We start from the raw sequence: 21,724 nt of genomic DNA on the forward strand, positions 1-21,724 counted from the left end.
GGCGGCCGCGTCGGCGTGTTGAGCGGTGGCTCGGCGCACACTGGCTCCTGGACATCCCGGGACGACAGGAGACGCGCGTGCAGCTCGGCATTCACTTCATGAACTTCACCCTTCCGGGCGGAAGCGCGGGGATCGCGCCGATCCTCGGAGCGACCGCGCGGACGGCCGAGGACGTCGGCTGCGCCTGGTTCACGCTGATGGACCACTACTTCCAGATGGAGCACTTCGCGACGAGCGAGGATCCGATGCTCGAGGGCTACACCTCGCTCGGCTTCGTCGCCGGCCGGACGGAGCGGATGCGGCTGGGGCTCCTCGTCACCGGCGTGACGTACCGCCATCCGGGACTGCTCGCGAAGATCGTCACCACCCTCGACGTGCTCTCCGGCGGGCGCGCGATGCTCGGCATCGGCGCCGCCTGGTACGAGCGCGAGCACCTCGGGCTCGGCGTGCCGTACCCGCCGCTGAAGGAGCGGTTCGAGCGGCTGGAGGAGACGCTGCGGATCTGCCGTCAGATGTGGAGCGACGACGACGGGCCGTTCGAGGGGATGCACTACCGGCTCGCCGAGACGCTGAACCACCCGGCGCCGATCCAGCAGCCCGGCCCGCCCATCCTCATCGGCGGCGGCGGCGAGAGGAAGACGCTGCGGCTGGTCGCGCAGTACGGCGACGCCTGCAACCTGTTCGGCACCGGCGCGGACGACGTGGCGCACAAGCTCGACGTGCTGAAGCGGCACTGCGACGACCTCGGGCGCGACTACGCGACGATCACGAAGACCATCACCGGGGGCGGCGATCCGATCGGCGACCCCGACGGCTTCGTCCGCGCGATGGAGGAGTACGCGGCGCTGGGGATCGACCACGTGCAGCTGGCCCCGGCCGGGCCGGATCCGGAGGGGTACGTCGCCCGGCTGGGCGAGGGCGTGATCGAGCGGGTGGCGGCTCTCGGCTGAGGGCTCCGGGACGCACGGCACTCCGACCGGTTCGGGTGCCGCGGGCGGCACCGCTGATCCGCTCCGCCGGCCGGGTCCGCCGTCACCGGCGCGAGGACTCCAGTGGCGGGCATGTCCCGGGTCGGGGGACGCCGTCGGCGGATCCTGCCCCCCGTCAGGGTCGCGGCGTAGACACGGGCGAGGAGCGCGACCCACGGTTCGAGCCTCCCGCCTCGGGTTATTGAGCTCACGCTGACGTGGGCAGATCGCTGGTCTCATGCCGCACGTGTCCTCTCGCACCTCGCTCCGCCGTCATCGGCAGAACCGCAGAAGAGGGGCGATCGGGACGGGTGTCGTCCTCGCCGTCGTCGGCGCCGCGCTCTTCGCCGGCGTCTCGGCGCAGGCGGCCACGGCTCCGGACCTCGGCACGGCGGAGGACTACTCGGTCCTGGCCGCGTCGACCGTGACGAACACGGGGTCGAGCGTCCTGGACCAGAGCGTCGGGGTCAGCCCGCTGACCGCCGTCACCGGGTTCCCGCCCGGACGGACGGACGGAGTGACCCACCGCGGAGACGCGGAGGCGGCTCAGGCCCAGGCCGACGTGGGCACCGCCTACGGACAGCTCGCCTCGCAGGCGACGACCGCGCAGATCGGCGCCGAGATCGGCGGCAGCACGCTGAAGCCCGGGGTCTACACCGCGGCCGGACCGGTCGGAGTGACGGGGACGCTCACGCTCGACGCCGAGGGCGTCAACGAGGCGGTCTTCGTGATCCGCGCCGCGTCGACGCTGACGACGGCCTCGTCGAGCACGGTGGCCCTGATCAACGGAGCGCAGGCCTGCAACGTCTACTGGCAGATCGGCAGCTCCGCGACGCTCGGCACCGACTCGGACTTCGTGGGCTCCGTGCTCGCCTCGGCCTCGATCACGGTGACGACGGGCGTCTCCGTCGAGGGCCGCGCACCGGCCCGCACGGGAGCGGTCACGCTCGATTCCAACGACTTCACCGAGCCGGGCTGCGAGCCCTCCGACGGCGGATCGTCGCCGACGGCGACTCCGACCGTGACGCCGACAGTGACTCCGACGGTCACGCCGACAGTGACTCCGACGGTCACGCCGACCGTGACGCCGACGGTCACGCCGACCGTGACCCCGACGGTCACGCCGACCGTGACGCCGACCGTGACCCCGACGGTCACGCCGACCGTGACGCCGACCGTGACCCCGACGGTCACGCCCACCGTGACGCCGACGGTCACGCCGACAGTCACGCCGACCGTGACCCCCACGGTCACGCCGACCGTGACGCCCACGGTCACGCCGACGGTGACCCCGACCATCACTCCGACCGTGACGCCCACGGTCACGCCGACGGTGACCCCGACCATCACTCCGACCGTGACCCCGACGGTGACCCCCACCGTCACGCCGACCGTGACCCCCACCGTCACGCCGACCGTGACGCCGACGGTCACACCCACTGTCACGCCGACCGTGACTCCCACCGTCACCCCGACGGTGACTCCCACCGTCGTGCCGACGGTGACTCCGACGGTGACTCCGACGATCGCGCCCACCGTGGCTCCGACGGTCACGCCGACGACCACGCCGACGGCGACCCCGACCGTGGCTCCGACGGCGACCCCCACCCCCACGCCGACCGCGACGCCCACGGCCTCGCCCACTCCGACCGCGACCACAGCGCCGCGACCGGCGCCCTCCCACGCCGCGGTCGTTCCCGTGTCCGGGTCGAACGGTCCCCGCGGTCCGGCTCTCGCCTCGACCGGAGTGGACGCCGCAGCGACGGCGACCGCCGGAGTGCTGGGCCTGCTCGCCCTGCTCGGCGGCGGTCTGATGCTCCTCACCCTCCGACGCCGCGGTGAACGCACCGGGAGCTGATCCCGGCTGATCACCGGCAGCTGATCACCGCCAGGCCGTGCGCCGGACTCCCGAGGGGTCCGGCGCACGTCTGCGCCCACGATCGCGCTCCGCCCGTCCCTCCGGTGTCCTCGCCGATGCGCGCTGGCCCGCTCGTGCGTCGAGACGCCGCTCCGAGCGTCGGGACACCGCTGAGCAGGCGGTGTCCTCCGCGTTCTCGCGGAGGGCGGCGTCAGCCGGAGGACTCCCGCGGCACGAGGCGGACGGGCATGGCCTGCACGCCCGCGGTCGGACGTCCGTGGATCGCGTTCGAGAGCTCCTCCGCGGCGGCGCGGCCGAGCGTGTCGAGCATCATGTCGATGCTCGAGAGCGGCGGGCGGGCGGCCTCGACGAGGAGGTCCCAGTTGTCGAAGCCGACGACGGCCACGTCCTGCGGCACCCGCCGGCCGGTCTCGCGCAGGTGGTCGAGGGTGCCGCGGGCGATCTGGTCGCTCGCGCAGATGATCGCGTCGAGGTCCGGATGCGCGCGCAGCAGCGTCTCTGCGCACTGGCGGCCCCAGCTCTCGGACCACTGCCCGAAGAGGACGCCGCCGCCGACCAGCGGGAGCCCCGCCTCCGTCAGCGCCTGCTCGACGCCCCGGGCGCGGTCGTGCGCGGCGGTGTAGCTCGGCTCGCCGTTGACGAGGGCGATCCTCGTCCGTCCGCGCTCGATCAGGTGGCGGGCGGCGAGGACGCCGGCCTGCACGTTGTCGGGCGTGAAGGAGGAGTCGCGCGGATCCTCCGAGGGCGCATAGGCGTAGACGACCGGCACCGGGATGGTGCGGGTGATCGAAGGGCGCGGGTTCGTCGTCCGGCCGAGCACCACGATCCCGTCGACGCGCTTGGCGAGCAGGTTCTTGATGTGGTGCTGCTCGCGGATCGAGTCGCCGCGGGCGTCGCAGAGGAGCACCGACGTCGATCCGGCGCCGAACGCGTCCTCGGCGCCGAGCAGCACGGGGAGCACGAAACGGTTGTCGAGGTCGTTCGTGAGCATCCCGATAGTGCCCGTGCGCCGGGAGTTGAGGGCCTGCGCGAACGGGTTCGGGGTGAAGGAGAGGGCCTCGGCGGCGTCCAGCACGCGCTGGCGGGTCTCGGCGCGCACCTGGTCGCGGCCGTTGAGCGCCTTGGAGGCTGTGGCGATCGAGACGCCGGCGGCGGCCGCCACGTCGGTGAGCGTGATGGTGCCGGTGGGCTTGCGTGGTGGCACCGCGCCTCCGTTCCGGGCCCGGCGGGCCGCCGCGTCGATCCTCGCACGACTCCGGCGAAAAACCGAAAAGACCGAAAAGGTCGCATCTCTTGACGCGCTGACCGCCCCTGCCTAGGTTTACCCGACAGAAAGTAGTTTCGGCCCGGCGCAGACGATCGGGACGACTGCCGAGGAATCCGTCAACGACGAAGGGATCATCCGTGAAGACGAGGAAGCACGCTCGGGGCCTCGCCGCCGCCGTCCTGCTGGGGACGGCCGCCGCCGCACTGACCGGCTGCGCGAGCGGCTCCGGGGGAGACTCCGGCTCCGCCGCGGGAGGCAGCTACACGTTCTGGGACCCGTACCCCCAGTTCGACGAGTCGTCCGACTGGGCGAAGCTCATCGACTCCTGCGGGACCGAGGCCGGCGTCACCGTCGAGCGCACCGGCTACGACACCACCGACCTGACCAACAAGGCGCTGCTCGCCGGTCAGCAGGGCAACTCGCCCGACCTCCTGCTCGTCGACAACCCCGTTGTCTCGACGCTCGCGGAGTCGGGCATCCTGACCACGACCGCCGAGTCCGGGCTCTCCACCGAGGGGATCGACGCGAACATCCTCGCGGCCGGCCAGACCGGCAGCGACACCTTCGGCGTGCCGATCGGCGCCAACACGCTCGCGCTGTACTACAACAAGGCCGTGCTCGAGAAGGCCGGCGTGGACGCCGCCTCCATCACCGACTGGGCCGGGCTGACCGACGCGCTCGAGAAGGTCACCGCCTCCGGCGGCAAGGGCATCACGTTCTCCGGCATCGGCACGGAGGAGGGGACCTTCCAGTTCCTGCCGTGGTTCTGGGGCTCCGGCGCCGAGCTGACCGACCTCGACTCGCCCGCCGCGGTCGACGCCGTCTCGCTCTGGAGCGACTGGCTCGAGAAGGGCTACGCGCCCAACTCTGTGATCGGCAACACGCAGACCACGAGCTGGCAGGAGTTCGAGACCGGCGAGTACGCGTTCGGCGAGAACGGCACCTGGCAGCTGGCCAACGCGAAGGCCTCGGGCATCGACTACGGCGTCCTGACCATCCCGTCGAAGGACGGCGGAGCGGCCCCCGCACCGACCGGAGGCGAGTTCCTCACCCTCCCGGTGCAGTCGGACACGGCGCGCTACGAGACCTCGAAGAAGATCGCCGAGTGCCTGACCTCGACGAGCAGCCTGGTCACGACCGACAACACGCTCTCGTACATCGCGCCGACGGCCGAGGCGCAGCAGGAGCAGGTCGCCGGCAACGCCGACCTCGAGCCGTGGGTCACGGCCGTGCAGGCCGCGAAGGGCCGCACCTCGGACGACCTCGGCACGAAGTACCCGAAGATCTCGGAGCAGCTGTGGGGCGCGGTGCAGACCGTGCTCAGCGGCTCGCAGTCTCCCGAGGACGCCCTGAAGGCCGCCCAGTCGGCCGCCGAATCCGCCACGAAGTAGGACGACCGGGGGCTCCCGCTCCCCGAACGAGGTCCCTCCGGCCGGTGCTCCGCGCACCGGCCGGAGGGACGGGAGAGACCATGACCACTGCCACCGAGACCGCCCGCCTCCTGCGGCGCGGCACCGAGCCGCCGGCCCCGCCCGCCCCGGCCGCCGAGAGCCGTCGGCGCCGCTGGCGCCCCGAAGGCGGCCGCCTGGTCGCGTGGGCGTTCCTCGCCCCGCTCGTCGCCTACCTGCTCGTCTTCTACGCGTTCCCGCTCTACCGCAACCTCGAGCTGAGCCTGAAGGACTACACGGTCCGCTCGTTCGTGCAGGGGAACGCGCCCTTCGTCTGGTTCGACAACTACGTCCAGGTGTTCCAGGACGCGACCTTCGGCCCGGCGCTGCTGCACACGGCGGTCTTCACCGGCGTCTCGCTCCTCTTCCAGTTCACGCTGGGGCTGGCGCTCGCCGTGTTCTTCTACCGCCGCTTCCCGCTCGCGAGCACGCTCCGGGCGCTGTTCCTGGTGCCGTGGCTCCTGCCGCTGATCGTCTCGGCCTCGACCTGGTCGTGGATGCTCAACAGCGACTCCGGCATCGTGAACGCGTTCCTGGAGTCGTTCGGGATCGGCCAGATCAACTGGCTCACCTCGCCGACCACCTCGCTGATCGCGGTCCTGATCGCGAACATCTGGATCGGCATCCCGTTCAACCTGGTGATCCTCTACTCCGGCCTGCAGAACATCTCGCAGGACCTCTACGAGGCGGCCTCGCTCGACGGCGCGACCGGCGCCCAGCAGTTCTGGCGGATCACGCTGCCGCTGCTGCGGCCGGTGTCGGCGATCACGATCCTGCTCGGCCTCGTCTACACGCTGAAGGTGTTCGACATCATCTGGATCATGACGAAGGGCGGCCCCGCCGACTCCTCGACCACGCTCGCCACCTGGACGTACCAGCTCGGCTTCGGCTCGATGCTGCCCGATTTCGGACCGGCCGCGGCCGTCGGCAACCTGCTGATCATCCTGGCCCTCGTCTTCGGTCTCGTGTACATCCGGGTCCAGCGGAAGCAGGCCGACTGGTGACCGCCCGACGCCCCTGGTACCTGACGGTGGTCGGGATCGCCCTCACGGCGGTCATGCTGTTCCCCGTCTACTGGATGATCAACGTCTCCCTCACTCCGACCGGCTCGATGCGGAAGGATCCGCCGGACTGGTTCCCGTTCTCTCCCACGTTCACCGGCTACCAGGCGGTGCTGAGCGAGCAGCTGCCCTACCTGGGCACCAGCCTCGTCGTCGGCCTCGGCACGGTGCTGCTGACCGTGGCGATCGCCGCTCCCGCCGCCTACTCGCTGGCGAAGCTGCGGCCCCGCGGCGGGCAGGCCCTCTCGTTCGTGCTGCTGATCGCGCAGATGATCCCGGCGATCATCATGGCGATGGGCTTCTACGCCATCTACCTCAACCTGGGGCTGCTCAACTCGATCCCGGGCCTGATCGTGGCCGACTCCACCATCGCGGTGCCGTTCGGCGTGCTGATCTTCACGGCCTTCATGTCGGGGATCCCCGACGAGCTCACCCAGGCGGCCCGGATGGACGGAGCGAGCGCCTGGCGCACCTTCACCTCGGTGATCATGCCGATCAGCCGCAACTCCGTCGTCACCGTCTCGCTGTTCGCGTTCCTCTGGGCCTGGTCGGACTTCATCTTCGCCTCGACGCTCGACAGCGGAGGGAAGCTCCAGCCGATCACCCTCGGCATCTACAAGTACATCGGCAACAACAACCAGGAGTGGAACTCGATCATGGCGACCGCCGTGGTCGCCTCGCTCCCGGCAGCCGTCCTCCTCGTCGTCGCCCAGCGGTACGTCTCGGCGGGAGTCACCGCCGGCGCCGTCAAGGACTGACCCGTCCCTCCAAGGAGACACCGTGACCCTCACCGCCCCCACCGCCACCGCCCTCGGCGGCCCGGTCGCCCCCTCGCGGAGCGTGCTCCGGCCGCTCCGCCAGGACGAGATCAGCCTCACCGGCGGCTTCTGGAAGCACTACCAGGACCTCAACTCCTCCGCCGTCATCGAGCACTGCCGCTCGTGGATCGAGCGCGTCGGCTGGGCCGGCAACTTCGACCGCGCGGCCGACGGCTCGATCTCGTCCGCCGAGGGCGGCGACGCGCACGCGGGCATCGAGTTCGTGGACTCCGAGGTCTACAAGCTCCTCGAGGCCATGGCCTGGGAACTCGGCCGGAGCGACGACACCGGGCTGCAGGAGCGGTACGACGACCTCGTCGCGCGGGTCGCCTCCGCCCAGGACCCGGACGGCTACCTGCACACGAGCTTCGGCCGGCCCGGCCAGCGTGCGCGCTACTCCGACCTGGAGTGGGGCCACGAGCTGTACAGCTTCGGGCACCTGATCCAGGCCGCCGTGGCGCGGCTCCGCACCGGGCACGACGACCTCCTGCCGCAGGTCGCCCGACGGCTCGCCGACCACGTGCACCGCGAGTTCGGGCCCGAGGGGAGGGTCGCCGTGTGCGGCCACCCCGAGATCGAGCCGGCGCTCGCCGAGCTGGCGCGGGCGACGGGGGAGGAGCGCTACCTCGAGCTGGCCCGCCTCTTCGTGGAGCGGCGCGGGACGGGGACGCTGAAGCCGATCGCGTTCGGCGCCGAGTACTTCCAGGACGACGTGCCCGTGCGCGACGCGGAGGTGCTGCGCGGCCACGCGGTGCGGGCCCTCTACCTCGCCTCCGGGGCTCTCGATGTCGCGGTCGAGACCGGCGACGCCGAGCTGGAGGAGGCGGTCCGCCGCCAGTGGGAGGCGACCGTCGAGCGGCGCACCTACGTCACGGGCGGGATGGGCTCGCACCACCAGGACGAGGCGTTCGGCGCCGACTACGAGCTGCCGCCGGACCGCGCCTACGCCGAGACCTGCGCGGCGATCGGCTCCACGATGCTCAGCTGGCGGCTCCTGCTCGGCTCGAACGAGCACCGCTACGCGGACCTGATGGAGCGGACGCTGCTGAACGCGGTGCTCCCCGCCACCCGCGACGACGGCCGCGCCTTCTTCTACACGAACACGCTGCAGCAGCGCGTCGACGGAGTGGCGCCGGACGAGTCGCGCGAGACCGACCGCGCGCAGTCCAGCCTCCGCGCGCCCTGGTTCTGGGTCTCGTGCTGCCCGACCAACACCGCCCGCACCCTCGCGAGCGTCGAACTCGGCTTCGCGACCGCCACCGACGACGGGGTGCAGCTCCACCAGTACGGCGCGTACGAGGTGCGCACCGGAGGCGTCGCGCTGCGCGTCGAGACGGAGTACCCGGCCGACGGCGAGATCGTCGTGCGGATCCTCGAGGACGCGGAGTTCGCGTTGACGCTGCGGGTGCCGCCGTTCGCGCGGGGCTCGGCGCTGCTCGACGGCGAGCCGGTCTCGACGCCGACCATCACCGTCCGCCGGGCGTTCTCCGCCGGCGACACCGTGCGGCTCTCGCTGCCGATGACGGCCCGCTTCGTCGCCCCGCACCCCCGGATCGACGCGGTGCGCGGCCAGGTCGCCCTCGAGCGCGGGCCGTTCGTGCTCGCGATCGAGTCGCTCGACCTGCCCGAGGGCCTGGACACCGAGCACATCGCGGTCGACGCCTCGGTGCCGCCCGTCGTGACGGCGGAGGGAGCGCGCGTGTCCCTCGTGGCGCGGGAGGCGGCTCCCGGCTGGCCCTACGGCTCCGTGCCGGTGGAGGAGGGGCGCCGCTTCGAGGCGGAGTTCCGGCCGTACCACCGCTGGGCGAACCGCGGGCCGTCGACGATGCGGATCTGGACGCCGACGGCCTGACCAGGCGGCGCTCGCGAGAACGCAGAAGTCGTCGCACTCGTGTGTGAGTGCGACGACTTCTGCATAGTGGCTGCCGTTGCGGCGCCTCCGCTCAGATCCAGCCGCGCTCACGGGCCTCGATCACCGCGCGCTGGCGGGTGTCGACGTCGAGCTTGCGGAGGATCGACGAGACGTGGTTGCGGACGGTGCCGGAGGAGAGGTGCAGCGCCGCGCCGATCTCGCCGATCGTCTCGCCGCGGGAGCCGGCGCTGAGCACGTCGAGCTCGCGGTCGGTCAGCGGGCTGCGCGTGCTCGCCAGGGCGTCGGCGGCGATCTCCGGATCGACGTAGCGGCGTCCGCTCGCGACCTGGCGGATCACCTCGGCGACGTCCTCGACCCGGCGCGACTTCGGCAGGAAGCCGCTGACGCCCGCTCCGAGCGCTCGCCGCAGGACCCCCGGCCGCGCGTGCCGGGTGACGACCACGACCCGCGTCGCCGAGACCCGGCGCAGCCGCTCCGCCGCCTCGATCCCGTCGAGCCCGGGCATCTCGACGTCGAACAGGCACACGTCGGGCTGCAGGCGCAGCGCCTCCGCGACCGCCTGCTCGCCGTCGCGGCACTCGCCCACGATCTCGAGGTCCTCCTCGAGGCGGAGGAGCGCGGCCAGCGCCGTGCGGATCATGTCCTCGTCGTCGGCGATCAGCACCCGGATCACGAGTCGCTCCCCACCGGCAGGCGCGCGTCCAGCTCGAAGGAGCGGCGGACCGCCCCGGCGCGCAGCGTCCCGCCCGCGCGCTCGACCCGCTCCGCCATGCCGAGGACGCCCGAGCCGGTCCCGTCCGCCTCCTCCGCGTCCGGTGCCAGGTCGTTCACCGCCTCGAACCGCCACTCGTCCCGCTCCCGCGCGAGCCGCAGCCGCGCGCTGGAGCCGCCGCCGTGCTTGAGGATGTTCGTCGTCGTCTCGCGGACCACCGGCCCGAGCGTCTCGGCCGGCGCGTGAGCCGCCGCCGGGTCGACCTCGAGCTCGACGCGGAGCCCGGCCGAGCGGAGCAGGTCGGCGGCGTTGGCCAGCTCGTCGACGAGCGGGACGCTGCGGAAGCGCGTCGCCAGCTCGCGGGTGCCGGTGCGGGCGCCGTCGACCGAGCGCTGGGCGGCGCGCAGCTGCTCGAGAGCGGCCTCCGGGTCGCTGCCGAGAAGGCGCTCGGCGAGCTCGAGCTGCAGCGCGATCACCTGGAGGTGGTGCCCCTGGAGGTCGTGCACGTCGCCGGCGAGCAGCAGGCGCTCCTGCGCGGCGGCGAGCCGGCCCTCGGCGGCGCGCGCCCGGTCGAGCTCGCGGACGATGTCCCACCACCACAGCGCGCTGACGACCGTCAGGGGCAGCAGTGTCGCGAACAGCAGGAGGGTCGAGAGCGCGGCCGACGCGTCCGGCGCCGCGCGCGTCTGCTCGAGCACCGCCGCGACCGCGAGGACGATCGTGCAGAGCACCATCACCCGGAGCCGCACGCCGCTCTGCCAGGGCAGCACGGCGACCAGGGTCGCGGCGAGCGAGAGCCCGAGCGCGAGGCTCCCGGCGGCCGTGCCGGTGAGCGCGGCGGCCGCCACTCCGAGGCAGAAGACCAGGGTCGGCGCGGCCCGGAGGCGCACCGGGCCCTCGCGGTCGGCGCGCCGGTACGCGAGCGCGGTCGGCGAGAACACCGCGACCCAGGCGGCCGCGCCCAGGAAGTAGGCGGCCTTCCGCCACTCCTCGGCCTCGGCGCTCAGCACCGCCACGGACCAGACGGCCAGGACGATCACCACGAAGGAGGCGGCCGACGCGAGGGTGTACCACCAGGTCACGGCGACGCCGCGGCCCGCGCGCACGGGCGGATCCGCCTCGGTCGAGTTCACCATGCGGCCCAGGCTACGACCATGACACTTGTCACCCCTCGGGCCGTCGATCCTCCCGGGACGCGGTGACCCGGCGGCACTGCCGCGTCGGGCGCGGACACGGTCGGATGGAGGAGTCCCGAGAGCCGGGGCCACGAACCGGAAGGCACGACCATGACGATCATCAGCGACGCGATCCTCGGATTCCAGGACCTGATCGGCCGCGTTCCCGAGCTCGTGCAGCCCCTCGTCGTCGCCGCGGCCGGGGCCGTCCCCTTCATCGAGGGCGAGGGAGCGGCGAGCATCGGGATCATCGGCGGCATCCACCCGGTCGTCGCCGGGCTTGCGGGGGCGATCGGCAACTTCGTCTGCGTGGCGCTGCTCGTGCTGCTGGGCACCGGCGTCCGCTCGGCGATCACGGGCCGCTCGGAGGCGAAGCGGACGACTCCGCGGCGCGAGAAGTTCCAGCGGGCCTTCACCCGCTACGGCGTCCCGGGCGTGAGCCTGCTGGGGCCGCTGCTGCTCCCGACGCACTTCACCGCGGTGATGCTGGCGGGCGCCGGAGTCGGCCGAGGGCGGATCCTGCTCTGGCAGGGCGTCGCGATCGCGCTGTGGACGACGGTGCTGACGGTGATCGTCGGGCTCGCGGTCTCGGGCGCGACGCAGGCGGGCTGAGCGGGCCGGACTCGGTCCTGAGGCGTGCGACCCCGGTGGCGCAGAGGCGTCCGCGCCATCGGTCAGCGCCGGATGCGCCGTCCCGGTCCGCCGTCCGGGTCCGCCGGGCCGGCGGACTGCAGGTGGGTGTGCAGGCGGATGAGGGTGTCGCGCAGCCGGGTCTTGACGGTGCCGAGCGGGATCGACAGCTCCTCCGCGATCTCGGAGTGGCTGTACCCGCGGACGTAGGCGAGGTAGAGGACGTCGTGGTGGATGGCGGCGAGCTGCCGGATCGCGCCGGCCGCGGGCGCCAGGGCCAGCCGGACGTCCGAGCGCTCCCACTCGTGATCGCGCGGCCGGTCGAGGACCGTGTACTGCAGCTCCCGGCGCCGCGCCGACCGGTCCGCCCGGGCGCGGTCCACGGCACGGCGGTGCGCGACCTGGGCCAGGAAGGCGAGCACGGGACGGCCCGGGTCGAGCGAGCGCGCGGTGCGCCAGAGCTCGAGGTAGACCTCCTGCGCGACCTCCTCGGCGGCGGCGCGGTCGTCGAGCACGGCGTCCGCGACGGAGACGACCCGGCCCGCGGTGAGCGAGTAGAGCTGCCGGAAGGCGGTCCGGTCGCCCGCGCAGACCCGCAGCAGCAGGGCAGCCGACCGTGCAGGGCCGTCCCCGGGCTCACGCCGCTTGCCCGTCATCGTCGACACAGGGCTCAGCCTGGCACCGCGGACGCGCTCCTCCCGGGGTCGTGCCCCGAGAGGTGGCCCCCGTTAGAGGCTCACTTTCACAGGAGTCCGCCGATGCGCGCCGCACGCCCGCCGATGCGCGGCCCCGGTCGCGCGCGGGGCCCGTGCGGCGGCGCCGACGGACTCGACCGCCCGCCCGTCAGGCGGCGACGCGCGCGTTCGACTGCGCGAGGAGCGCGACCGAGCGCAGGCGCGCCTCCGTCTGCAGCGACGCGTGGGCGACGATGACCTCGTCGGCGTCGGCGGAGCGGGCGAAGTCGGCGGTGTAGTCGGCCACCTGGTCGCCGGTGCCGACACCGGTGTAGGTGGTCATGCTCGCGACGTGGGCGCCGATCGGGGCGCTGAGCAGGGCGTCGAGCTCCTCGTCGTCGAAGGTCTGGCCGACGGGGATCTGCCCGCTCTGGCGCAGCAGCATCATCAGGCGGGCGCGCTTCATCTGCGCGAACTGCTCCTGTGCGTCCTCCTCGGTGTCGGCGGCGATGGCGTTCATCCCGGCGATCACGTAGGGCGCGTCGAGCTGCTCGGAGGGGCGGAAGCCGCGGCGGTACTCCGCGACGGCCTGGTGCAGCGCGTCCGGAGCGAAGTGCGAGGCGAACGCGTACGGCAGGCCCAGCGCGGCCGCGAGCTGCGCGCCGAAGAGCGAGGAGCCGAGGATGTAGAGGGGGACGCGGGTGCCGGCACCGGGCGTCGCGCTCACTCCGGGGATGCGGGACTCGCCGGCGAGGAACGCCTGCAGCTCCAGCACGTCCTGCGGGAAGCGCTCGGAGGAGTCGGGGTCGCGGCGGAGCGCGCGGAAGGTCGCCTGGTCGCTGCCGGGGGCGCGGCCGAGTCCGAGGTCGATCCGGCCCGGGTGCAGCGTCTCGAGGGTGCCGAACTGCTCGGCGATGGTGAGCGGGGAGTGGTTCGGCAGCATGACGCCGCCGGAGCCGAGGCGGATCGTGGAGGTCTGCGAGGCGACGTGCGCGATGAGCACCGAGGTCGCGCTGGAGGCGATGCTCGCCATGTTGTGGTGCTCGGCGTACCAGACGCGGCGGTAGCCGTTCCGCTCGGCCTCCTGGGCCAGGGCGACGGAGGCGGCGAAGCTGTCGCGAGCGGTCTCACCGGGGGCGATGGGGGCGAGGTCGAGGATGGAGAGGGGAACGCTCATGGTGAGGGCAACGCCCGCGACGGCTCCGGTGTTCCCGTCGCGGGCGCCGTCCTCACGCCTCGGGGATGTCGCGGCCGTACGCCTCCAGCGTCACGGCCTCGGGCTCCGGTCCGCCGCGCACGCCGGCCTCGAGGGCGTCGATCCGGGCGAGCTCCGAGCCGGAGAGCGCGAAGTCGAACACGTCGATGTTCTCGGCGATGCGCTCGGGGCGGGTCGACTTCGGGATGACCTGGCGGCCCTCCTGCAGGTGCCAGCGGAGCATCACCTGCGCGGCCGTCTTCCCGTACTTGGCGCCGAGCTCGAGGAGCACCGGGTCGTCGAAGCTGCGGCGCGGGGAGTCGCGGTAGGCGGTGATGCCGCCGATCGGCGACCAGGCCTGGGTGAGGATGTCGTTCTCGCAGCCGAAGCGCTCGACCCGCCGCTGCTGGAAGTACGGGTGCACCTCGAGCTGGTTCACCGCGGGGACGACGTCGGTCTCGGCGAGCAGGCGGGTGAGGTGCTCGACCATGAAGTTGCTCACGCCGATCGCCCGCACCCTCCCGTCGGCGAGCAGCCGCTCGAGCGCCCGATAGGCGTCGAGGGTGCGGTCGAAGGCCTCGGGCAGGGCCTGGTGCAGGATCAGCAGGTCGATCCGCTCGACGCCGAGCTTGCCCGCGCTCTTGTCGAAGGCGTGCAGCGTCTCGTCGTAGCCGTAGTCGCTGATCCACACCTTCGTCTCGAGGAAGACGTCGTCGCGGCCGGCGATCGCCTCGCCCACCTCGCGCTCGTTGCCGTAGGCCGCCGCCGTGTCGATGTGCCGATACCCCGCGTCGAGCGCGGCGGCGACGGCGGCGCGGGTCTCGTCGGGCGGAGTCTGGAAGACGCCGAGTCCGAGGGCGGGGATCTCGACACCGTTGTGGAGAGTGAACGTGTTCATGAGCCCACGCTACGTCCGCAGACGCCGAGTCGCCCGAGAAGCCGCGCGCGACTCGTCAGGCGACCCCGTCGCTCCGGCCCTGCTCAGCCGTCGATCGGCAGCAGGATCCCCTTCACCGTCTCGTCCGTGGCGAGGAACTCCTGCACGGCCGGATCCTGGAAGGCCTGGACGAGCTTCCTCACGTTCTCGGTGTCGCGGTACTTCGAGCCGATGGTGAGCTGCCCGGCGAAGTCGTCGGGGGCCTGCGGGGCGAAGATCTGCTGCTCGATCGGGATGCCGGCGGCGAGGTAGTACTCGGTGTAGCCGACGGCCGCGTCGAGGTCCGGCAGCGCGCGCGACTGGGCGGCGAAGTCGAGCAGGGTGAACTGCAGGTTCTTCGGGTTCTCGGCGATGTCGTCCTGGGTCGCGGTGCCCGGCTCCGTGCCCGGCTTCAGCGTGATCAGGCCGGCGTTCTGCAGCAGCCAGAGGCCCTGCGCCTCGTTGGCGGGGTCGGAGTAGAGCGAGACCGTGCCGCCGTCGGGGATCTGGGAGACGTCGGAGTACTTGTCGCTCCAGAGCCCGAAGCCCCAGCGGAAGACGGGGGTGGCCGCCTCCTCCTCGAAGTCGGGGTTGGCCTCGAGCACCTGTCCCAGCCAGAGCTTGTGCTGGTAGACCGTGGCCGCGACCTCGCCCTCGCTCACCGCGCGGTTGATGGTGTTGCTGTCCGAGAGCCCCTTGAAGGCGACGGTGATGCCGTAGCGCGGCGCCACCTCCTTCGCGACGAAGTCGACCAGGGCCTGCTCGGAGGCATTGCCCTCGGCGGTCGCGACGTAGAGCGTCGCGCCCTCCTGCTCGTTGGCCGAGACGGCGGGGGAGAGGAGCGGGACGGCGATCGCGGAGGCGACGCCGACCACGACGACGGCCGCTCCGGCGATCCAGGGCCAGCGGCGCTTCTTCTTGAGATCGAATCCGAGGTCGTCGGGAGTGGACATGGCGGTGCCTTTCGAAGAGGGGGTGCGCGGGCGCGCGGGAGGGGCGCCCGAGGGCGCAGGAGGGGGAGTGGGGTTCTAGACGGCGGCCGCGACCCGCGGCGCTCGCCGCGAGCGGGAGGCGCCGGGCGTGGTTGCGCGGACGAGGGCGTCGCCGGTGAGCTGCACGGTCGCGACGGTGGCGACCAGGATCACGATGGTGGCGAGCATGACGGTGGTGTCGAAGCGCTGGTAGCCGTAGGTCACCGCGACGTAGCCGATGCCGCCGGCGCCGATCGTGCCGGCGATCGCCGAGTACTCGATCATCGCGATCGTGTTGATCGTCAGGCCGCCGATGATCTGCGGCACCGCCTCGCTCAGCTGGGCGGTCCGCACCACCTGCAGCCGCGACGCTCCGGAGGCGCGGGCGACGCGGGTGAGCGAGAGCGGCACGCTGCGCAGCGCGTTCTCGACGATCCGGGTGAAGAAGGCGATCCCCGCGATCGACATCGGCACGACGGCGGCCGCGATCCCGATGTTGGTGCCGGTGATCAGGCGCGTGAACGGCATGATCGACGCCATCAGGATGAGGAACGGCAGCGAGCGGCCGACGCTGATGACGGCGCTGAGCACCTGGTGGGCGGCCCGGTTCTCGGCCAGCCCGCCCGGAGCGAGGTTGTGCACGAGAGCGCCCAGCGGCACGCCGACCAGCACCACGATCGCCATGACGATGCCGACCATGATCAGCGTCTCGCCGAGCGCCGGCAGCACCAGCGCGGGGATCTGCTCGAGCGGGACCTTGTTGTCGAGGTGGAGGATCATGCCGCCACCTCCTCGGCGAGGACGCGCACGCCGGCGGGCCGGACCGACAGGCCGAGCTCGGCCGCCGCACGGGTGAGCCGCGCCTCGTCGACCGGGCCGAGCCCGATCGTCGCGTGGCCGACCGCCTGCCCGTCCACCGTCTCGATCGCCGCGCCGAGCAGCGAGACGGGGCCGACCGCCTCCGCGAGCCGGGTGACCCAGTCGGTCGGCACTCCGGAGCGGGAGTAGCCCACCACCCATTCGCCGAGGCCCGGGCCGGGCGCGACGGCGGGGCGCACCGGGTTGAGGGCGAGGCCGAGCGGGGACGCGGGGTCGCGCAGCAGGTCGACGAGACGGCCTGACTCCACGATGCGGCCGTGGTCGAGGCGGGCGACGGAGTCGGCCACCTGGCGCACCGTCTCCATCTCGTGGGTGATGAAGAGGATCGAGAGGCCCAGGTCGTCGCGCAGCTCCTTCAGGAGCGTGGTGATCGCGGTGGTCGAGGCGGGGTCGAGGCCCGAGGTCGCCTCGTCCGAGAGCAGCACCGAGGGGCGGAGGGCGAGCGCGCGGGCGATGCCGACGCGCTGGCGCTGACCACCGGAGAGCTGGTGCGGGTAGTAGCGCGCGCGGTCCGAGAGGCCGACGCGCTCGAGGAGCTCCGCAACGCGGCGCTTCGTCTCGGCGGCGGTGACGCCGAGGTACTCCAACGGCAGGGCCACGTTCTGCTCGGCCGTGCGGCGGCTGAAGAGTCCGTCGGACTGGAAGACCGTGCCGATGCGACGGCGGGCGACGCGCAGCCGCTCCTCCGAGAGCTGCGAGAGCGCCTCTCCGTTGACGACGACCGTGCCCGAGGTGGGCCGCTCCAGGAGGTTCACGCAGGCGGCGAGCGTGCTCTTGCCCGCACCGCTCGGGCCGACGACGGCGAAGATCTCGCCGGTCGCGACCGAGAAGTCGAGGCGGTCGAGCACGGTCGCCGGACCGTACGACTTGCTGAGCTGCTCGAGCCGGATCATCGCGTTCCTTCGGACGGGTCGGGCGGCCGCGGCCTCTCCGCGTCGTCCCGGACACGATGATGGAGCACCGCGGGCCCGCCCGTCCCGGCCCGCGTCGCCCGGCGTAACCCTTCGTCGCCGGGCGTAACAGTGCGCGGGGCGGAGGGGTCGCTCATGCCGGTCCCGCCGCTGCCGGGCGCTCCCGCTCAGCTCGCGGCGGCCGCCGCGCGGGGGCTCTCGGCGCTCGCCTCGCGGTCGAAGCGCTCGCGGCTGAAGACCTGGTCGGCTGTCGTCAGGGCGAGGCCGATCACGCCGGCCAGCTCGCCCAGGTCCGACGTGTGGATGGTCAGGTGCCGCGTGGCGAGCGGGTGGGTGCGCAGGTAGACGCGCTCGCGCAGGCCCGACATCAGCACCTCGCCGCAGTCGCCGAGCTGGCCCGAGATCACGATGGTCCGCGGGTTGAGGATGTTGACGAGGTCGGCGACCGCCTCGCCGAGGACGCGGCCGGCCTGGCGCACCGCCTGGGTGGCGCGCATGTCGCCGCGGAGCACGCGGGCCGTGACGTCGGCGACGTGCGCGATCGAGGGATCGTCGGCCGAGAGGTCGCGGACGAGGGCCCAGCCGCTCGCGTACGCCTCCACGCAGCCGGCATTGCCGCAGCGGCAGGGCAGCGGATCCGCGTCGACCGTGCCCGTGACCGCGCGGGTGTGGCCGATGTCGCCGGCCGCGCCGACGGCTCCGCGGATCGTCGCTCCGTTGAAGACGAGGCCCGAGCCGATGCCGGTGCCGAGCTTCAGGCTGATCAGGTTGTCGGAGCCGTGGTGGCGCGACTCGGCGAGGGCGCGGGCGTTCGCGTCGTTCTCGATGACGACCTGCACGCCCTCGTACGGCTCGGCGAAGTAGCCGGCGATGTCGAAGTCGTCCCAGCCGGTCATGATCGGCGGGTTGCGCACGCGCCCGGCGGCGAACTCGACCGGCCCCGGGACTCCGACGCCGATGCCGGCGACCGCGTCGCCCTGCTGCAGCCGCTCGAACGCGGCGATCACCAGCGAGAGCACGGCGTCCGGTCCCTCCCAGACGTCGACGACGCCGCTCTCGTGCCGGAGGGGGGTGCCGCGCAGGTCGCAGGCGGCGGCGACGAACCCGCTCGCTCCGATGTCGGCGGTGAGGAAGACCGTGCCGACCAGGTTCATCGCGAACATGCTCGAGGGGCGCCCGCCGGTCGACTCGCCGCCGGTGGTGGGGGCGATCAGGCCGAGCTCCACGAGGGTCGCGAGGCGCTGGTTGACGGTGGAGCGGGAGAGCCCCGTCTGCTCCATCACCGCGTTGCGCGAGACCTCGCCCTGCTCGCGGAACAGCGCGAGGACGTCGGCCACGTGCGAACCGGCCTCGCCGGTGGAGTACCCCGTCATCGCTCCCCCTCTTGTCACGGTCAGCGTACATGCCTGCCGACGGGAAACCTGAAGTTCCCCGACTTTCGTATTGCAGTAACGCGAAAGCCCGGGTAGTTTTCACACACCGGCACGCAGTGGTGCCACTGATCCTCAAGGATGACGATGAACCGCACAGCACGCCGCCTCCTCCCGGTTCTCGCGCCGGTCGGCGCCCTCGCACTCCTCCTCACCGGCTGCGCCTCGGGTGGCGACACGGCCGCCGGCGGCTCCGGATCGACCAAGGTCGCCGCGGTCATCAAGGGCCTCGACAACCCCTTCTTCCAGGCGATGGAGAACGGCATCGAGGACACCGCGAAGGACGACTCCGTGGACGTCTCGGTGCAGGCCGCCGCCGACATCGGCGACACCACCGGCCAGGCCGACAAGCTCACCACGGTCGCCGGCCAGGACTTCGGCTGCCTGATCGTCAACCCGATCAGCGGCACGAACCTGGTGCAGGCCCTCGCCTCCGCCACCGGCAAGACGATCGTCAACATCGACAGCCCGCTCGACCCCGACGCGGTCGAGGCCGCGAACCTCGACGTCACCACCTACATCGGCACCGACAACGAGGCCGCGGGCGGCAAGGCCGGCGACTTCCTCCTGCAGCAGCTGCCCGCCGGCTCCGAGGTCGCCGTCATCGGCGGAGTCTCGGGAGACGTCACCAGCGCCGCCCGCGTCGACGGCTTCACCGCCGCGATCGGCTCCGACCTCACCGTCGTCCAGGAGGCCGCGGCCGACTGGAAGCGCGAGGTCGCGCTGACCAAGGCGACCGACATCCTCGCCGCGAACCCCGACGTGAAGGCGTTCTTCGCCGCGAACGACGACATGGGCCTCGGCATCGTCAAGGCCGTCGAGAACGCGGGCCTCACCGGCTCCGTCCAGGTGGTCAGCGTCGACGGCAACGAGGACGCGCTGCAGTCCGTGAAGGACGGCGGCCTCACCGCCACCGTCGCCCAGTACCCCTACGCGATCGGCCAGCTCGGCGTGCAGGCGTGCGAGGCCGTCGGCGCCGGCGAGGAGATCCCCGCCGAGATCGAGTCGCCCACCGCACTCGTGACCTCCGAGACCGCGGAGCAGGCCCTCGGCGCCTTCCCCCAGCCGTTCGAGGAGTTCGACAACCCGCTCGCCGCGCTCGTCCCCAGCAAGTAGGACCTCCCGCCCATGGCAACCCAGGAAGCGACCATGACCTCAGTCACCGCCCGACCCCCGGCCAGCGCCTCCCCGCTGCTGGCGAACCTCCGTCAGCTCAGCTTCTGGGCCGAGAACGCCGCACCGATCGGGCTCGTCGCCCTGGTGATCGTGTTCTCGATCGCGACGCCGACGTTCCTCAGCCTCGGCAACATCAAGGCGATGCTCGTCGCCGCCGCGATCCTGGTCATCCTCTCGATCGGCCAGTCCTTCGTCATCACCACCGGCGGCATCGACCTCTCGATCTCGGCGACGATGACCGTCGGAGCGGTCGGCTTCGGCATCGGCTGGAGCGCCGGCTGGGGCTTCTGGCTGTCGGCGCTCGCGGCCCTGCTCTTCGCGGGGCTGATCGGAGTGATCAACGGCTTCCTGATCGCGAAGGGCAAGGTCACCGACTTCATCGCGACACTGGGCACGCTCTCGGTGGCGACCGGCCTCGCGCTGATCGTCTCCGACGGCAAGCCGATCACGGTCGGCAGCCCCGAGCTGCTCCGCCTCACCACCGGCTCGATCGGGATCATCGGCTACCCGATCATCCTGGCCGCGGTCATCGGAGTCGTCGCCTGGGTCGTCATGTTCCGAACCCGCTTCGGCCTGCACGTGCAGGCGGTCGGCGGCAACGAGGAGAGCGCGGTCGCCAACGGCATCAAGGCCGGACGCGTGCGCATCGCGGTGTACATCATCGCCGCCGTCCTCGCCGGAGTCGGCTCGCTCCTCCTCGTCGCCCGCGTCGGCGCCGCGGAGCCGGCCATCAACACGCAGTACCTGCTCAACTCCATCGCGGCCGTCGTGCTCGGCGGAGTGAGCCTCACCGGCGGCAAGGCCAAGATCGTCGGCCCGATCATCGGAGCGTTCCTCCTGACCGCGCTGACCAACGGCCTGACCCTGCTCGGCGTCTCGCAGTTCTACCAGCCCCTCGCCGTCGGCCTGGTGGTCGTGCTCGCCGCCCTCATCACCCGCTACCAGAAGAAGTGAGCCCAGCCATGACCAGCGACATCCTGCTCGAAGCGCGGGACATCAAGAAGTCCTTCGGCGGCGTCCACGCTCTCAAGGGAGCGTCGATGTCGATGCGCCGCGGCGAGATCACCGCCCTGATCGGCGACAACGGCGCGGGCAAGTCCACCCTCGTCCGCTGCCTCTCCGGAGTGCACCCCGCCGACTCCGGCACCATCACCCTCGACGGCGACGTGGTGCACTTCACCACTCCGCTCGGCGCCCGGGACGGCGGCATCGAGACGGTGCACCAGACCCTCGCCCTGGTCGAGGACCTGACCGTGTGGCAGAACTTCTTCCTCGGCCGGGAGCTCACCAAGGGCGTGCCCGGGGTGCGGTTCCTCGACCGGACGCAGATGAAGAAGACGGCCCAGGAGCTTCTCGGCGACCTCGCCGTGAACGTCCCGCCGGTCACCAGCAAGGTCCGCCGCCTCTCGGGCGGCCAGCGCCAGGCGGTCGCGATCGCCCGGGCCGCGGGCTGGGGCAGCAAGATCGTGATCATGGACGAGCCGACCGCGGCGCTCGGCGTCCAGGAGACGGCGCGCGTCGAGAAGATCATCCTCAAGCTGCGCGACGCCGGAGTGGCCGTGCTGCTGATCAGCCACAACTTCGACCAGGTGATGCGCCTGAGCGACCAGGTGTGGGTGATGCGCGCGGGCCTCGCCGTCGCCGGCCGCCGCACCGCCGAGACCAGCGGCGACGAGCTCGTCTCGCTGATCACGGGCGCGAAGGCCGCCTGATGCACCCCGAGTTCCTGCACCGCGGGAGC

At 72.3% G+C, this 21,724-nt stretch carries 20 protein-coding genes; 10 read left to right on the forward strand and 10 right to left on the reverse strand.

Translation table 11 applies throughout. The features are described from left to right. Positions 1 to 77 precede the first annotated feature (77 nt). Complete coding sequence (locus tag C5C33_RS08130) at positions 78 to 950, forward strand: LLM class F420-dependent oxidoreductase (protein WP_181067993.1); 873 nt, start codon at positions 78 to 80, stop codon at positions 948 to 950. A gap of 265 nt (positions 951 to 1,215) precedes the next feature. Beyond that, entirely contained in the window at positions 1,216 to 2,826 is a 1,611-nt protein-coding gene (locus C5C33_RS18970; RefSeq protein WP_258069204.1) for an ice-binding family protein, read from the forward strand. Positions 2,827 to 3,037: 211 nt separating this feature from the next. Here C5C33_RS18970 and C5C33_RS08140 read toward each other — a convergent pair whose 3' ends face one another. Next, complete coding sequence (locus C5C33_RS08140; protein ID WP_104225800.1) at positions 3,038 to 4,051, reverse strand: LacI family DNA-binding transcriptional regulator; 1,014 nt, start codon at positions 4,049 to 4,051, stop codon at positions 3,038 to 3,040. A gap of 200 nt (positions 4,052 to 4,251) precedes the next feature. On the opposite strand from C5C33_RS08140, the gene C5C33_RS08145 reads away from it, so the two are divergent. From C5C33_RS08145 to C5C33_RS08160, 4 genes are all read left to right on the forward strand, one after another. Continuing rightward, on the forward strand, positions 4,252 to 5,505 hold the full coding sequence (locus tag C5C33_RS08145) for an extracellular solute-binding protein (protein WP_104260884.1): 1,254 nt from the start codon (positions 4,252 to 4,254) through the stop codon (positions 5,503 to 5,505). Positions 5,506 to 5,585: 80 nt separating this feature from the next. Beyond that, a complete protein-coding gene (locus C5C33_RS08150; RefSeq protein WP_104260893.1) occupies positions 5,586 to 6,566 on the forward strand; it encodes a carbohydrate ABC transporter permease in 981 nt (326 codons plus the stop codon). Further along, complete coding sequence (locus tag C5C33_RS08155; protein WP_104222699.1) at positions 6,563 to 7,381, forward strand: carbohydrate ABC transporter permease; 819 nt, start codon at positions 6,563 to 6,565, stop codon at positions 7,379 to 7,381. The genes C5C33_RS08150 and C5C33_RS08155 overlap by 4 nt, the downstream gene beginning before the upstream one ends. 22 nt (positions 7,382 to 7,403) lie before the next feature. After that, positions 7,404 to 9,293, forward strand: coding sequence for a glycoside hydrolase family 127 protein (locus C5C33_RS08160; RefSeq protein ID WP_104260885.1), 1,890 nt, complete (start codon positions 7,404 to 7,406; stop codon positions 9,291 to 9,293). Positions 9,294 to 9,384: 91 nt separating this feature from the next. On the opposite strand, the gene C5C33_RS08165 is transcribed toward C5C33_RS08160, so the two are convergent. Continuing rightward, entirely contained in the window at positions 9,385 to 9,987 is a 603-nt protein-coding gene (locus C5C33_RS08165; RefSeq protein WP_104222701.1) for a response regulator transcription factor, read from the reverse strand. Beyond that, entirely contained in the window at positions 9,984 to 11,162 is a 1,179-nt protein-coding gene (locus C5C33_RS08170; protein WP_104260886.1) for a sensor histidine kinase, read from the reverse strand. The genes C5C33_RS08165 and C5C33_RS08170 overlap by 4 nt, the downstream gene beginning before the upstream one ends. A gap of 150 nt (positions 11,163 to 11,312) precedes the next feature. On the opposite strand from C5C33_RS08170, the gene C5C33_RS08175 reads away from it, so the two are divergent. Then, positions 11,313 to 11,813, forward strand: a complete 501-nt coding sequence (locus C5C33_RS08175; protein WP_104225805.1) for a small multidrug efflux protein — start codon at positions 11,313 to 11,315, stop codon at positions 11,811 to 11,813. 62 nt (positions 11,814 to 11,875) lie between these two features. On the opposite strand, the gene C5C33_RS08180 is transcribed toward C5C33_RS08175, so the two are convergent. The 7 genes from C5C33_RS08180 to C5C33_RS08210 all read right to left on the reverse strand — a co-directional run bounded on the left by C5C33_RS08180 (position 11,876) and on the right by C5C33_RS08210 (position 18,750). Further along, complete coding sequence (locus tag C5C33_RS08180; RefSeq protein ID WP_258065638.1) at positions 11,876 to 12,487, reverse strand: sigma-70 family RNA polymerase sigma factor; 612 nt, start codon at positions 12,485 to 12,487, stop codon at positions 11,876 to 11,878. A 187-nt stretch (positions 12,488 to 12,674) separates the two neighbouring features. Continuing rightward, positions 12,675 to 13,682, reverse strand: coding sequence for an LLM class flavin-dependent oxidoreductase (locus C5C33_RS08185; RefSeq protein WP_104260887.1), 1,008 nt, complete (start codon positions 13,680 to 13,682; stop codon positions 12,675 to 12,677). Between the two features lie 52 nt (positions 13,683 to 13,734). Beyond that, positions 13,735 to 14,598, reverse strand: a complete 864-nt coding sequence (locus C5C33_RS08190; RefSeq protein ID WP_104222706.1) for an aldo/keto reductase — start codon at positions 14,596 to 14,598, stop codon at positions 13,735 to 13,737. Between the two features lie 83 nt (positions 14,599 to 14,681). Then, positions 14,682 to 15,569: a MetQ/NlpA family ABC transporter substrate-binding protein gene (locus C5C33_RS08195; protein ID WP_104232971.1), complete on the reverse strand. Its 888-nt coding sequence runs from the start codon at positions 15,567 to 15,569 to the stop codon at positions 14,682 to 14,684. A 75-nt stretch (positions 15,570 to 15,644) separates the two neighbouring features. Beyond that, on the reverse strand, positions 15,645 to 16,367 hold the full coding sequence (locus tag C5C33_RS08200) for a methionine ABC transporter permease (protein WP_104222708.1): 723 nt from the start codon (positions 16,365 to 16,367) through the stop codon (positions 15,645 to 15,647). Continuing rightward, a complete protein-coding gene (locus C5C33_RS08205) occupies positions 16,364 to 17,359 on the reverse strand; it encodes a methionine ABC transporter ATP-binding protein (protein ID WP_104257782.1) in 996 nt (331 codons plus the stop codon). Before C5C33_RS08205 ends, C5C33_RS08200 begins: the two co-directional genes overlap by 4 nt. A 185-nt stretch (positions 17,360 to 17,544) precedes the next feature. Continuing rightward, a complete protein-coding gene (locus C5C33_RS08210) occupies positions 17,545 to 18,750 on the reverse strand; it encodes an ROK family transcriptional regulator (RefSeq protein ID WP_104260888.1) in 1,206 nt (401 codons plus the stop codon). Between the two features lie 144 nt (positions 18,751 to 18,894). Between C5C33_RS08210 and C5C33_RS08215 the strand changes: the two genes are divergently transcribed. From C5C33_RS08215 to C5C33_RS08225, 3 genes are read left to right on the forward strand one after another with little or no spacing between them, the layout of a single operon-like run. Then, positions 18,895 to 19,923 (forward strand): substrate-binding domain-containing protein, encoded by a 1,029-nt coding sequence (locus C5C33_RS08215; protein WP_104222713.1) that lies wholly within the window; start codon positions 18,895 to 18,897, stop codon positions 19,921 to 19,923. 33 nt (positions 19,924 to 19,956) lie between these two features. Beyond that, positions 19,957 to 20,937 carry an ABC transporter permease gene (locus C5C33_RS08220; RefSeq protein WP_104222714.1) on the forward strand — a complete coding sequence of 327 codons (981 nt, stop codon included), beginning with the start codon at positions 19,957 to 19,959 and terminating at the stop codon, positions 20,935 to 20,937. A gap of 8 nt (positions 20,938 to 20,945) precedes the next feature. Continuing rightward, positions 20,946 to 21,695 carry an ATP-binding cassette domain-containing protein gene (locus tag C5C33_RS08225; protein ID WP_104222715.1) on the forward strand — a complete coding sequence of 250 codons (750 nt, stop codon included), beginning with the start codon at positions 20,946 to 20,948 and terminating at the stop codon, positions 21,693 to 21,695. The last annotated feature ends 29 nt before the right edge of the window (positions 21,696 to 21,724 follow it).

It is taken from the genome of Rathayibacter sp. AY1H3, from assembly GCF_002932015.1.